This window comes from Thiobacillus sp., from assembly GCF_013693775.1.
GTDB lineage: Bacteria > Pseudomonadota > Gammaproteobacteria > Burkholderiales > Thiobacillaceae > Thiobacillus.
The window spans coordinates 1574115-1587052 of the sequence record NZ_CP059257.1; the positions used below are offsets into that span (position 1 = coordinate 1574115).

The 12938-nt window shown below is 62.6% G+C and carries 13 protein-coding genes and 1 CRISPR repeat array (1 of these 14 only partly in view); of the genes, 11 read left to right on the forward strand and 2 right to left on the reverse strand.

Translation table 11 applies throughout. The features are described from left to right. A CRISPR array of direct repeats spans positions 1-1528; the repeat unit is 37 nt; unit sequence GCATCGCCCGGCCTCACGGTCGGGCGTGGATTGAAAC; it begins 2166 nt to the left of the window's first position. A gap of 301 nt (positions 1529-1829) precedes the next feature. From ccoN to HZY77_RS07830, 8 genes are all read left to right on the forward strand, one after another. Continuing rightward, positions 1830-3272, forward strand: coding sequence for a cytochrome-c oxidase, cbb3-type subunit I (gene ccoN / locus HZY77_RS07795; RefSeq protein WP_296820395.1), 1443 nt, complete (start codon positions 1830-1832; stop codon positions 3270-3272). Positions 3273-3295: 23 nt separating this feature from the next. Next, positions 3296-3889, forward strand: coding sequence for a cytochrome-c oxidase, cbb3-type subunit II (gene ccoO / locus HZY77_RS07800; RefSeq protein ID WP_296820397.1), 594 nt, complete (start codon positions 3296-3298; stop codon positions 3887-3889). Positions 3890-3896: 7 nt separating this feature from the next. After that, a complete protein-coding gene (locus tag HZY77_RS07805; protein ID WP_296633318.1) occupies positions 3897-4067 on the forward strand; it encodes a CcoQ/FixQ family Cbb3-type cytochrome c oxidase assembly chaperone in 171 nt (56 codons plus the stop codon). After that, positions 4064-4984, forward strand: coding sequence for a cytochrome-c oxidase, cbb3-type subunit III (ccoP, locus tag HZY77_RS07810; RefSeq protein WP_296820399.1), 921 nt, complete (start codon positions 4064-4066; stop codon positions 4982-4984). The genes HZY77_RS07805 and ccoP overlap by 4 nt, the downstream gene beginning before the upstream one ends. 108 nt (positions 4985-5092) lie before the next feature. Beyond that, entirely contained in the window at positions 5093-6508 is a 1416-nt protein-coding gene (ccoG, locus tag HZY77_RS07815; protein WP_296820401.1) for a cytochrome c oxidase accessory protein CcoG, read from the forward strand. Between the two features lie 18 nt (positions 6509-6526). After that, positions 6527-7054, forward strand: coding sequence for a FixH family protein (locus HZY77_RS07820; protein WP_296820403.1), 528 nt, complete (start codon positions 6527-6529; stop codon positions 7052-7054). Between the two features lies 1 nt (position 7055). After that, a complete protein-coding gene (locus HZY77_RS07825; RefSeq protein ID WP_296633311.1) occupies positions 7056-7190 on the forward strand; it encodes a DUF3149 domain-containing protein in 135 nt (44 codons plus the stop codon). 25 nt (positions 7191-7215) lie between these two features. After that, positions 7216-7515 carry a hypothetical protein gene (locus HZY77_RS07830; protein WP_296633310.1) on the forward strand — a complete coding sequence of 100 codons (300 nt, stop codon included), beginning with the start codon at positions 7216-7218 and terminating at the stop codon, positions 7513-7515. Between the two features lie 33 nt (positions 7516-7548). On the opposite strand, the gene HZY77_RS07835 is transcribed toward HZY77_RS07830, so the two are convergent. Together HZY77_RS07835 and hemN are read right to left on the reverse strand one after the other, a co-directional pair. Further along, positions 7549-8988 carry a diguanylate cyclase gene (locus tag HZY77_RS07835; protein ID WP_296820406.1) on the reverse strand — a complete coding sequence of 480 codons (1440 nt, stop codon included), beginning with the start codon at positions 8986-8988 and terminating at the stop codon, positions 7549-7551. A 158-nt stretch (positions 8989-9146) separates the two neighbouring features. Continuing rightward, positions 9147-10517, reverse strand: coding sequence for an oxygen-independent coproporphyrinogen III oxidase (hemN, locus tag HZY77_RS07840; RefSeq protein WP_296820407.1), 1371 nt, complete (start codon positions 10515-10517; stop codon positions 9147-9149). A 145-nt stretch (positions 10518-10662) separates the two neighbouring features. Here hemN and HZY77_RS07845 point away from each other — a divergent pair, with 145 nt between their 5' ends. The 3 genes from HZY77_RS07845 to HZY77_RS17790 are packed head-to-tail and all read left to right on the forward strand — an operon-like array spanning position 10663 to position 12931. Beyond that, on the forward strand, positions 10663-11343 hold the full coding sequence (locus tag HZY77_RS07845; protein ID WP_296820409.1) for an outer membrane lipoprotein-sorting protein: 681 nt from the start codon (positions 10663-10665) through the stop codon (positions 11341-11343). After that, positions 11283-11474 (forward strand): outer membrane lipoprotein-sorting protein, encoded by a 192-nt coding sequence (locus tag HZY77_RS07850; protein ID WP_296820870.1) that lies wholly within the window; start codon positions 11283-11285, stop codon positions 11472-11474. Before HZY77_RS07845 ends, HZY77_RS07850 begins: the two co-directional genes overlap by 61 nt. After that, positions 11471-12931, forward strand: coding sequence for a DUF1302 family protein (locus tag HZY77_RS17790; protein WP_363154533.1), 1461 nt, complete (start codon positions 11471-11473; stop codon positions 12929-12931). The genes HZY77_RS07850 and HZY77_RS17790 overlap by 4 nt, the downstream gene beginning before the upstream one ends. The last annotated feature ends 7 nt before the right edge of the window (positions 12932-12938 follow it).

Consider the following 12938-nt stretch of genomic DNA (forward strand, 5'->3'; position numbering starts at 1 on the left):
TCACGGTCGGGCGTGGATTGAAACCTGTGGGGGTGCGAAATGAAACTTCCTGCATACGCATCGCCCGGCCTCACGGTCGGGCGTGGATTGAAACTTGAGATACAGGGGCGTGGCGATTGAAACTCCGCGCATCGCCCGGCCTCACGGTCGGGCGTGGATTGAAACAACGTCTACAACTGCACGGCAGCGGTCGGCGTGAGCATCGCCCGGCCTCACGGTCGGGCGTGGATTGAAACTTTTGAAGAGGTGCAGGACTTGCGGCCCCTTGTGGGCATCGCCCGGCCTCACGGTCGGGCGTGGATTGAAACAGGATTTGGAGGATTTTTGCGAGCGCCATCTGAAGCATCGCCCGGCCTCACGGTCGGGCGTGGATTGAAACCTCCAGCAGGCCGGCATTACCGAGCAGCAAGCTGCATCGCCCGGCCTCACGGTCGGGCGTGGATTGAAACACCAGGCAATCGTCGAGAGCGAGCTGGGGCCGCATGCATCGCCCGGCCTCACGGTCGGGCGTGGATTGAAACAGAAAAGACATTCTTGTCCAGCAATCTGAAGCGCGGCATCGCCCGGCCTCACGGTCGGGCGTGGATTGAAACGGCAAGGCTACCTTGTATCAGCAGGCGTGCAGCGCATCGCCCGGCCTCACGGTCGGGCGTGGATTGAAACAAGATGGCCGATTCCAAGGTCGGGGACGATCTGTGCATCGCCCGGCCTCACGGTCGGGCGTGGATTGAAACCTCGGCAATTCCGCGATAAAACGCCGCACCCTCTCCGGGCATCGCCCGGCCTCACGGTCGGGCGTGGATTGAAACGGGTAGCGCGTTGTATTGCGCTCGGTCGGCGTCGGCATCGCCCGGCCTCACGGTCGGGCGTGGATTGAAACCGGTGCAAGCCGCCACCCGCCAGCCGCGCGGTCTGGCATCGCCCGGCCTCACGGTCGGGCGTGGATTGAAACCGCGCGCGCTGGGCGCCGACACCATGACCATCGTGCATCGCCCGGCCTCACGGTCGGGCGTGGATTGAAACCGCCTTTCCCACCAGTGCTGGTGCGGCCTTCGGATGCATCGCCCGGCCTCACGGTCGGGCGTGGATTGAAACCCTGCTTGGTCGAGTACAGCGCGCCGTCGCCGACCGCATCGCCCGGCCTCACGGTCGGGCGTGGATTGAAACCACCCAAAACTCTTTGCCTACCAGATCACCCGTGGCATCGCCCGGCCTCACGGTCGGGCGTGGATTGAAACCTTGGCATAGTAGACGCCTTCCTTGCTGACCTGGGGCATCGCCCGGCCTCACGGTCGGGCGTGGATTGAAACAATCGTGCGTACGGGCTTCAAGCTGCTGCCCATCAGCATCGCCCGGCCTCACGGTCGGGCGTGGATTGAAACGAGTGGGTAACTACGATGTCGCCAGGCTCGATCAGGCATCGCCCGGCCTCACGGTCGGGCGTGGATTGAAACGAATACGGCTACCTGCACGCGATCCAGGCGCGCTTCGGCATCGCCCAGCTTCATAGTAGAGAGCGGATTGAAACAGCTTACCGATACCGGGCAGCGTCAGTTCGGCGCCGGGCATTGAAGAAACGAAAGTTTGCTTGGGCACGGCAACCCGATACATATCAATCGCTCGAGAACTGAGCTATACCGAATCCAAATTTGGCATAAAAAACAGGGATGCGCTTTATTCGCAACGAAACAACACATGGCCGGCCGATCCGCCAGCGCCGGGTGCGACAACTTGACACACCATAATAAATAGATATATTTATCTTCATATGCGAAACATGTCATTAAATTCGCATGTACTAATCAAGTCATCAATCACGGGAGACGTGTATGGAAGCGACAACCTACAACTATAAGGTCGTCCGCCAGTTCGCCATCATGACGGTGGTGTGNGGGATCGTCGGTATGCTGGTCGGGCTCATCCTGGCCTCGCAACTGATCTGGCCGGACCTGACCTTTGGCATCGAATGGCTGTCATATGGCCGTCTCAGGCCGCTACATACCAATGCGGTGATCTTCGCCTTCGGCGGCTCCGCGATGTTTGCGGTGTCGTACTACATCGTGCAGCGCACCTGCCAGGTTAGGCTGTGGGCAGAGAAGCTGGCCGAGTTCACTTTCTGGGGATGGACGGCCGTGATCGTGCTGGCAGCCGTCACGCTGCCGCTCGGCATCACCACTTCGAAGGAATACGCCGAACTCGAATGGCCGATCGATCTGCTGATCACGGTGGTGTGGGTTTCCTACGCACTGGTGTTCTTCGGCACCATCATCAAGCGCAAGACCAAGCACATCTACGTGTCGAACTGGTTCTTCGGTGCCTACATCCTGGTGATCGCGCTGCTGCATCTCGTCAACAGCGCCGAACTGCCCTGGATTCTGGGCGGCAGCACGAGCGCCTGGTACAAGTCCTACTCCGCCTATGCCGGCGTGCAGGACGCGATGGTGCAGTGGTGGTACGGCCATAACGCGGTGGGCTTCTTCCTCACCACCGCCTTCCTCGGCATGATGTACTACTTCATTCCCAAGCAGGCCGGCCGCCCGATCTATTCCTACCGCCTGTCGGTCGTTCACTTCTGGTCGCTCAATTTCATCTACATGTGGGCCGGCCCGCACCACCTGCAGTACACCGCGCTGCCCGACTGGGCGCAGTCGCTCGGCATGGTGTTCTCGCTGATGCTGCTGGCGCCGTCCTGGGGCGGCATGATGAACGGCATCATGACGCTGTCCGGCGCCTGGCATAAGCTGCGCACCGACCCCATCCTGAAGTTCATGGTCACCGCGCTGTCGTTCTACGGCATGTCGACCTTCGAAGGTCCGATGATGTCGATCAAGACCGTCAACGCACTGTCCCACTACACCGAATGGACCATCGGCCACGTGCATTCCGGCGCGCTGGGCTGGGTCGCGATGATCACGATCGGTTCGATGTACTACCTGATTCCGCGCCTGTTCGGCCGCGAATCGATGTACAGCACCAAGCTGATCGAATGGCATTTCTGGTTCTCCACTATCGGTGTGGTGCTGTATATCGCCTCGATGTGGATCGCCGGGGTGGCGCAAGGCCTGATGTGGCGTGCAGCCAATCCCGACGGCACGCTGACCTACAGCTTTGCCCAGGTGGTCGCCACCATGCATCCGTTCTACGGCATCCGTCTCGCCGGTGGGGCGCTGTTCTTCGGCGGCATGCTGATGATGGCCTACAACGTCTGGCAGACCGTCCGAGCCGGGCGCGTCGTCAATGACGCCCCCATCCCGCAAGCCGTCCACGCCTGATAGGAGACCGAACATGATTTCGCATGAAAGCATTGAAAAACCTCGGTCTGCTGATCGTGCTGACCATCCTCATCGTCAGCGTCGGCGGCCTGGTGCAGATCGTGCCGCTGTTCTTCCAGACCTCCACCACCACGCCGGTGGAAGGCCTGAAGCCCTACACGGCGCTGCAGCTGATGGGGCGCGACATCTACATCCGCGAAGGCTGCGTCGGCTGCCATTCGCAGATGATCCGTCCGTTCCGTGCCGAGACCGAACGCTACGGCCACTATTCGGTGGCCGGCGAATATGTCTACGACCGCCCCTTCCTGTGGGGCTCCAAGCGTACCGGTCCCGACCTGGCACGTGTCGGCGGCCGTTATTCGGACGCCTGGCAGGTCGCGCACCTGATGAACCCGCGCGACGTGGTGCCGGAATCCATCATGCCCGCCTACCCCTGGCTGGACCGTCCGCTCAAGGACACCGGTATCCAGGCCAAGATGCGCACGCTGGACATCGTCGGCCACGGCTACACCGAGCAGGAAATCGCCGAGGCACCCGCGGCGCTCCAAGGCAAGACCGAGCTTGATGCCGTCATCGCCTACCTGCAGGTGCTCGGCACCCACGCCCCGAAGAACTGAGACTGGCATGGACAGCGGAACTCTCAGCGGCATCATTACGGTCGCCTTCATCGTAGTGTTCATCGGCATCGTCTGGTGGGCCTTCAGCACGCGCAACAAGCAGCGCTTCGAAGAGGACGCCAGACTGCCTTTCGAGGATGACGACGACCTGCCCGCCAAACAAGGAGACAAGCAATGAGCGATTTCACAAGCGGCTTCTGGCCGATCTACATCAGCGTCCTGACCCTGGTGAGCATCCTCGGTACCTGGGTATTTCTCAAATCGCAGACCACCCGCAAGTTTGCGCCCGGCGAGAAGGCCGAGCTCATGGAACATACCTGGGACGGCGACTTGCAGGACCTCAACAACCCCCTGCCGCGCTGGTGGCTGGGGCTGTTCTACGGCACCATGATTTTCGGGCTGGGCTACCTGGCCTTGTGGCCGGGACTGGGCAATTTCGCCGGTTTGCTGGGCTGGACGTCCAAAGGGGAATACCAGGCCGAGGTGAAAGCCGCCGAAGCCAAGTTCCAGCCGATGTATGCCGGCTTCATGAAGCAGGATGTCGCCACCGTGGCGGCCGACCCGAACGCGCGCGCCATCGGCAAGCACCTGTTCCTGACCTACTGCTCGCAGTGCCACGGCTCCGATGCCATGGGTGCCAAGGGCTTCCCTAACCTGACCGACAACGACTGGCTCTATGGTGGCGAACCCGACACCATCGTGGCCACCATCACCAACGGCCGTGCCGGGGTGATGCCGGCATGGGAACCGATCCTCGGTGCACAAGGCGTCAAGCAGGTGGCCAACTATGTGCTCTCGCTGTCGGGCCGCAAACACGATGCCGCTCTGGCCGAGGCAGGCAAAGCGAAATTTGCCGAGAACTGCGCCGCCTGCCACATGCCGGATGGCACCGGCATGAAGGCGCTGGGCGCGCCCAATCTCACCGACAAGGTGTGGCTGTATGGCGGCAGCGAGGCCACGATCATCGAGACCATCAGCAAGGGACGCAACGGGGTCATGCCTGCCCTGACCCAGACGCTCGGCACCACGTCCAACAAGGAAGCCAAGCTGCACCTCCTGGCCGCCTATGTGTACGGGTTGTCGCAGAAGCGGTGATGGGTGAGCGGTAAGCAGTGAGCGGTATTCGCCGGGACGACCCGGCGAGCCGCTTGAACGTATTGTTCCAGTACGTTGAAGCGGCTCAGACTTTCACGGACAAACGCAGTGACCAACGACAAGCCATCGGCCACCGCCGACGCAGCAACCGAGCAGCAGCTCTATGCGATCCGGCAGAAGATCCAGCCGCGCGCAGTACATGGCGTATTCGCCAACTGGCGTGTCGCGCTGGTACTGCTGACCCAGACCCTCTACTACGGCATGCCCTGGCTGCAATGGGACCACCGGCAGGCGGTGCTGTTCGATCTGGCCGCGCGCAAGTTCTATATCTTCGGCCTGGTGTTCTGGCCGCAGGATTTCGTCTACCTCACCGGCCTGCTGATCCTCTCGGCGCTCTCGCTGTTCCTGTTTACCGCGGTGGCCGGGCGATTATGGTGCGGCTATGCCTGCCCGCAGACCGTGTATACCGAGATTTTCATGTGGGTGGAAAACTGGCTGGAGGGCGACCATCTCGCGCGCAGAAAACTCGACCAGTCGCCGTGGAACACCAACAAGCTGAAGAAGCGCGGACTCAAGCACGCTGTCTGGTTCGCGATCGCGCTGTGGACGGGCTTCACCTTCGTCGGGTATTTCACCCCGATCCAGACGCTGGCGGCTGAGACGATTCAAGCCAACCTCGGTCCGTGGGAAACCTTCTGGATCCTGTTCTACGCCTTTGCCACCTGGGGTAACGCCGGTTTCATGCGCGAGCAGGTCTGCAAATACATGTGTCCGTACGCGCGCTTCCAGAGCGTGATGTTCGACTCCGACACGCTGACCGTGACCTACGACAGCTCCCTCGGCGAGCCACGCGGCCCACGGAGCAAGAAGGCCGATTACAAGGCAGCCGGGCTCGGTACCTGCGTCGACTGTAACGTCTGCGTACAGGTCTGCCCCACCGGCATCGATATCCGAAACGGCCTGCAGTACGAATGCATCGGCTGCGCCGCCTGCATCGACGGCTGCGACCAGATCATGGACAAGATGGGCTACCCGCGCGGCCTGATCCGCTACACGACGGAAAACGTGGTGAAAGGAAAATACCCGGACACCGGCATCGTCAGGCACATCCTCCGTCCGCGCACCATCATCTACACCGTGCTGCTGACGCTGATCGCCAGTGCGTTCCTCTATAGCCTCGCCACCCGCGTGCCGCTCAATGTCGGCGTGGTGCGCGATCGCGTGGCGCTGTCGAAGGAAACCGACGACGGCTTGATCGAGAACGTCTATCGCCTGCAGATCATCAACAAGGACGGCCAGGCTCACCGCTATACGATCCAGGCACATGGCATCGAAGATCTTCGGGTCACGGCCGCCACGCGCGATATCGCGGCCGCGCCTTTGCAGACCATCGACATTCCCGTCAGCCTGACAGCCGACCCCGAAGAACTGAAGGGCCGCTCGATCGCCATCACGTTCACGATACAAGCCACCGACGACCCGCGCATCAGACAGGACGTCGCCACCAAGTTCTTCAACCGTTAGATTGCGAGGCACGGCGCCATGACGAATACAGTCCTTCATGCCAAACCCTGGTATCGCGAACCCTGGCCATGGTTCCTCATGAGCCTGCCCGCCACCGCAGTCGCCGCCGGGCTGACTACCGTGTGGATCGCCTACCAGAGCGCCGACGGGCTGGTGGTGGGCGATTACTACAAGGAAGGACTCGCCATCAACCAGACGCTGGAACGCGACGACGCCGCACGTGCCCTGGCGCTCGCCGCCACCGTGAAAGGCGAGGATGGTGCGCTGGTGCTCACGCTGGCCGGCCATCTGACGACCTATCCCGGCCAATTGACCCTTACCCTGGCTCATCCCACGCACCAAGGCATGGATCACACGCTCACCTTGCACTACGCCGGCGGCGGCCGCTATCGCGCCACGCTTCCCGCCATGCCCGACGGGAAATGGCATGCCCAGCTGACCGATGCCGCATCCACCTGGCGCCTTGCCGGCGTGCTGCATTCTCCATTCAAGCAAGCCGTCACGCTGTCATCCGGCTCAGCCGTTCATCAACCACAGGGAGAATAAAATGGACGTTGTACTCAATCTGCTATTCAGCAGCCCGATCGGCCTCTTGAGCCTGTTTACCATCCTCTTCATCATCGGCATGGCGATCACCCTGATGGTCTGGTACAAGCGCAAGATGAACAACCCCGAAGAATGACGTCCACCCAGACGAGGAGTACGCCATGATGCAGCGCCTGATCCACATTCTGTGGCCGTCCTTCCTTGTGGCCGGCATGGCCGACATCGTCTTCACCACCTTGTTCGATCCGCTGGAGATCATGTACCACGGCGAAGCGGTGATCGAGCAGCGCCTGGCCGCGTATACCATCGGCTTCTTCGTGTTCTGGCTGCTGGGTATCGCGTCCAGCGCCATGACCTGCTATTTCCAGCGCAGCGCGGATGAAATCAACCGTTGCCCCTTGCCGCCGCGCAAGCGGCCCGAGGGCTGCCCCAAGCGCGATGATGGCAGTGGCTGCTGCTGAAAATCCGGCCATCATGGTGACCGGCGCTGCCGCCTAACCCGGGCAAACCTGGTTGCGGCCCTGGTTCTTGGCCCGATAGAGCCCCGCGTCGGCGCGCCGTAGCAGGTCATCGATTTCTTCCGATGCATCCTCCAGCGCAGCAAGCCCGGCACTGACGGTAATTTGGGCCGGGCACCCGGGGACCACGTTTTGCGCAATCAGCAACCGCAGGCGCTCGGCCATCGGCAAGGCTTCAGACAGCCCCTGGCCTGGCAGCATGACGACAAACTCTTCGCCTCCCAAGCGCGCGAAGATATCGCCCCCGCGCAACGTGGCATGGATAGTGGCAGCCAGTGCCACCAGCACCTTGTCGCCGATTTCGTGGCCGAAACGGTCATTGACCGATTTGAAGAAATCGATGTCCAGCATGATCACCGACAATGGCAACCCTTGACGCTTGGCTCGGCTGATCTCCACCTTGGCCAGACCCATAAAATGGCGACGGTTGCTGGCACCGGTCAGGGGGTCGATCGAGGCCAACTTCTCCAGATGCTGGTTGGCCAGCTGCAAGTCATGGGTACGCGCCTCCACGCGTGCTTCGAGTTCGCGGTTGAGGCGGTCGAGTTCGCCATGGGTCGCCCGCAGGTCCTGTAGTAGCGCGGCCAGCGCGAGCGACGAGAATGCCAGCACGGCCAGATATTCCTGCAGCAGCAGAACCGTATCGGCCGGCGTAGCGGCAAGTAGAGGACTCACGCCTTTGAGGGTAGCCATGATTGCGATGACGGCGATCAGCAGCACGATACTGGCCGCACCCCGTACCCCGAAACGGACGGCCGCCCACAGGGGAAGCGGGAACAACAAGAACGGTCTTCTGGGGAAGCTGTCGGTGATGCCCTGCGAGAACACCCAGACGGTGAACAGCAGGGTCAGCGTCAATAGCGCGGCGGCTTCCAGGGGGCGGCGTTTGGCGGGTTGCGACGAGCCCTGCAGCCAGGCCAGTATGAGCGGCGTGACCAGCAGCACGCCCATGGCGTCACCCAGCCACCAGATTGTCCATAAGTCCCAAAACGGCGTGGTGGTCAGAGCGCTCAGCGAATAGAGCGATGCGCCCAGCAGGGCCGCCAGTCCGCTGGCCAGAACCAGGACCAGCCCGAACAGGGCGACATGGCGCAACCGATCAAGCGAAAAGGGGCAGGCGACACGCTGCAGCAGCCAGGCCGCCAGCAGGCATTCAAACAGGTTGACAGCAGCAAAACCGATCGCCTGCGCGAGGTTGAAGGTGGGTAGGTCGGCGGCGATTTCCGCTGCCACGGCCGCCAGCAGGTAGAGCGGCCAGTCACGCCGCGGCGCCAGCAACAGTGCCGCCAGCAGGATGCCGTTGGGCAGCCAGAAGATAGAGATGCCCTCGGACATGGACGAGGCGGCCACGCCGAGCACGGCCCCCAGGTAATACCCCAGCCCGACCGCAAGCAAGCGCAGCGGTCTCGCGGACATCGTCCCGGCCTTATTGAATGCCATGTCTATCGGGTACGACGCGTGAATGCGCAATACGCACCGCCCGCTTCCCTCCGCTTGTTATGTCACCAACTATCGCGAGGCCAAAGCGGAATTGTCAATGGCATTCGTCAATCACCCTGCCGGTGCGGCAGGACTCAGGCGGTACGCGAATAACGGGGCTGCGTACTGGTGGTTTCCTTCAGATAGCGGTCGAAGCACATGCCGATGTTGCGCAGGAACAGCCGGCCGCGCGGGGTGACGCTGATCCGGTCCGACGCAACCGTGACCAGCCCGTCGTCGGCGAGCGGGCGCAGATCGGTCAATGCGTCAGCGAAATAATCGGTAAAGGCAATGTTCCATTCCTGGCCGAAGGCCGTAAAGTCGAGCTCCAGGTCGCACATTACGCGCGTGATCGCGTCGCGTCGGATCTGGTCGTCGCGCGTGAGCCTGAGGCCGCGCTCGACGGCCAGGCCGGTTGCTGCGATGCGTTCCTGATAACGCTTGAGATTCTTCTCGTTCTGCATGTACACGTCGGCCGTCTGGCTGATGCTGGAGACGCCGAAGGCCAGGATGTCGCAGTCCTTGTGCGTGGTATAGCCCTGGAAATTGCGCCATAGCGTCTTGTTCTGCTGCGCGCGTACCAGCTCGTCGTCCGGACGGGCGAAGTGGTCGAGGCCGATGTTGACGTAGCCCACTGCGCCCAGCATCTCGTTCACCGCCTGCTGCAGCCCGAGACGCGTCGCGGAATCCGGCAGGTCCTCTTCCTTGATCAGGCGCTGGTGCTTTTTCAACCATGGCACATGGGCATATGCGAACACCGCCAGGCGATCCGGCGACCATTCGGTGACCTGTTCCAGCGTATGGCGGAAGCTGGCGACCGTCTGTTTCGGCAGTCCCACGATCAGATCCAGATTGATGCTGGAGAATCCCAGCTCGCGCGACCAGTCGAGCACCTGCTGGATCAGGGACTGCGACTGAATGCGGTTCACAGCTTGCTGCACCGCCGGATCCATGTCCTGCACGCCAAACGAGACGCGATTGAAGCCGGATTCGCGCAAGGCCACCAGATGCGCGCGCGTCAGTTCGCGCGGGTCGATCTCGCAGCTGATCTCGGCATCGGCAGCCAGCGTGAAATGCCGGCGCATCATGTCCATCAGGCGGCGAATATCACCGGGATTCAGGTAAGTGGGCGTCCCGCCACCCCAATGCAATTGGCGAACCAGGCGGCCCGGATCCACCCGTTGCGCCGTATGCGCCATTTCCTGGTCGAGGTAGGCCAGATAGGGTTGGGTCTTGCTGTAGTCGCGCGTCGCCACCATGTTGCAGCCGCAGAAGTGACAGAGCGTGTCGCAGAAGGGGATGTGGGCGTACAGCGACAACCCGCGGTCAGGGGATGCCGCAGCCAGCTCATCGGTCCAGTCCGTCTCGCTGAAGCCAGTGCGGAAATACGGTGCGGTCGGATAGGACGTATAACGGGGGCCGGGTACGCTGTATTTCTGGAGCAGTTCCAGAAGAGTCGAAGTCATGGAGGCGCCCACCATCAGATAACGATGTCTTTTATCATAGTACGAACGCGAAATCCAGCACCTCCGGGCTGGGGAGCGCAGCGGGTTTTGCGGTAAAGTTCGGGCTGACAAAGCCGTTGGTATGCGCTGCTCACCCGGAAATCACATGTCATCCATTCCGCCGCCGTCTCTGGTTCGTTTCCTGCTGCTGGTCGCGCTGTTGCTCGGGGCCGCCGCCGTCCGCGCTGACGATGCATCCGATCTGGCACAGCGCGTCTACGACCGTCCCAACGGACGCGACCTCACCACGCTCGGCCGCATGGTGCTCACCGAGAAAGGCCAGGCGCCGCGCATCCGTGAACTGGTCACCTACCGCCTCGACAAGGCGCGCGGCGAAACCGCCAATCTGATCCGCTTTCTCGATCCCGAGGACATCGCGGGAACCGGCCTGCTCAGCATCGACAAGGCCGATGGCAGCACCGACCAGTGGCTGTATCTGCCCGCGCTCGATCGGGTACGGCGCATTTCCAGCAACCGCAAGGGCGGACGCTTCGTCGGTTCCGACCTCTATTTCGAGGACCTGCAGGAGCGCAAACCCTCGAAAGATCGCCAGCGCCTGCTCGGCAAGCAGCTCGAAAACGGCATTCTCTGTGACGTGCTCGAGAGCGTACCGCTTGACCCCGACGATTCGGTGTACAAGAAACGCATCAGCTGGATCGATCCCGCCACCGCAATCCCGCAGCGCGTGGATTATTTCGAGCAGAGCGGCAACACACCCAGCAAGCGCTGGCTGCTACGCAGCAAAAACGCACCCAGGGCTACTGGACGCTCACCGACAGCCGCATGATCGATCTGGAAAGCGGGCACGAAACCCGGCTGGTGATCGATACCGCGCTGTACGACCAGAAACTGCCCGCCAAACTCTTCACCTCGCAAGCCCTTGCCGACGAAAGCCTGGAATCGGAATATCGCCCATGAAAAACCTGTTGCTGCCCCTGAGCCTGTCGCTCGCCACCCTGCCCGCGCTCATCCCAGCCCATGCGGCCGATGACCTGCCGCCGCCGNNCGCGCCGTCGCGCAGGATGCGCCGGACGACCTGCCACCGCCACGCACCACGACGCGCAAACCGCGCGCGCAAACCGCCGAGCCCTCGCCTGCCGACAGCGCCCAATCCACCAGCACGGCCGACGATCTGCCACCTCCGCCCCCGCAGCCACAAGCCGAAAGCACGCGGTTTCCAGCCCTCGCTCAAGGTCGGCATCGACGACCTGCTGCTGGAAGGTGGCAGCCTGCCCGACGCGCCCGAGGCCGATACCTATTCCACCCTGCGCACGAGCGCCTACGTCCAGTGGCAGCCCAGCCTCAACTGGGAATTCCGCGCCGGTGCGCGGCTCGACGGCATGACGCAGGATGGCGGCCTGGCCAGTCACCGCGAACTGCTGGCCGACTACGGCGACACCTATGTCCGCTACCGCAGCGGCGACACCCGCCTCACCCTCGGCGCGCAGACCATCATCTGGGGCCGCGTCGATGAAATCCCGCTGGCTGACCGCGTCAGCCGGGTCGACCTGACCCGGTTCGCCCTCGACGACCTGGCCGACCGCCGCCGCGCACAGCTCGCCACCCGCTGGGAACAGAATTATGGCGACTACAAGCTGGATGCGGTGTGGCTGCCGGTATTCCGTGCCGCGCAGCTGCCGGACGTGGCCAGCATCTGGAGCCCGGTCAACCGTACCACCGGCCAGATCATCGGCATCGACCCGGCGCTCACCACNCCCTGGGTCAGCGCCGCGCGCATCGACGAGGACGAACACGGCAGCGGCGGCGGCGCCCTGCGACTCACCAAGACCGGCGATCCCTTCGATTTCGGCGTGACGCTCGCGCGCACCCGCCAGTCGCTGCCGTATTACCGGCTCGACCTGGCTGCGCTCAGGCTCACCGCCGTGCACCCGTTCAACACCTTCGTCGGCGCCGACATGGAACTCGAGCATGACGGCCTTACCTGGCGCATGGAAGCCGGCTACACCGGGGACGTGCCGGTGACCCTGCCCACGACCGTGATGGACACCACGCATTCGCTCGACTGGGTCGGCGCACTGGAATTCTTTCCCGGCGGCGCGGATACTCGCGTCAACCTGCAACTGGTCGCGCACGCGCTGCAGACCGACCGCAGTATCCTCGAGCTGAAGGAATACTACGGCGCCAACGGCGAGATCGAGACGAACTTCGGCCAGGGACGCTGGAAAGCCGGACTGCGTTTCGCCAGCGGCTTCAACGTGCGCGATGTCTACCTCAGTCCCAAGCTCAGCTACGTGGGCTGGGAGCCGTACGAACTCTATGTCGCCGCGCATTACTTCGACGGCGAGGCGCGTACCCTGGGCGGCTTCCACCAGGATCATTCGCTGATCACGTTGGGCCTGCGCACCAAGTTCTGACCGGGGC

Excerpts from the sequence above, each read along its gene's own strand:
- ccoO (WP_296820397.1), top strand. The coding sequence starts at position 3,296 with ATGAAAGCATTGAAAAACCTCGGTCTGCTGATCGTGCTGACCATCCTC.
- HZY77_RS07805 (WP_296633318.1), top strand. The coding sequence starts at position 3,897 with ATGGACAGCGGAACTCTCAGCGGCATCATTACGGTCGCCTTCATCGTA.
- ccoP (WP_296820399.1), top strand. The coding sequence starts at position 4,064 with ATGAGCGATTTCACAAGCGGCTTCTGGCCGATCTACATCAGCGTCCTG.
- HZY77_RS07820 (WP_296820403.1), top strand. The coding sequence starts at position 6,527 with ATGACGAATACAGTCCTTCATGCCAAACCCTGGTATCGCGAACCCTGG.
- HZY77_RS07825 (WP_296633311.1), top strand. The coding sequence starts at position 7,056 with ATGGACGTTGTACTCAATCTGCTATTCAGCAGCCCGATCGGCCTCTTG.
- HZY77_RS07830 (WP_296633310.1), top strand. The coding sequence starts at position 7,216 with ATGATGCAGCGCCTGATCCACATTCTGTGGCCGTCCTTCCTTGTGGCC.
- HZY77_RS07835 (WP_296820406.1), bottom strand. The coding sequence starts at position 8,988 with ATGTCCGCGAGACCGCTGCGCTTGCTTGCGGTCGGGCTGGGGTATTAC.
- hemN (WP_296820407.1), bottom strand. The coding sequence starts at position 10,517 with ATGACTTCGACTCTTCTGGAACTGCTCCAGAAATACAGCGTACCCGGC.
- HZY77_RS07845 (WP_296820409.1), top strand. The coding sequence starts at position 10,663 with ATGTCATCCATTCCGCCGCCGTCTCTGGTTCGTTTCCTGCTGCTGGTC.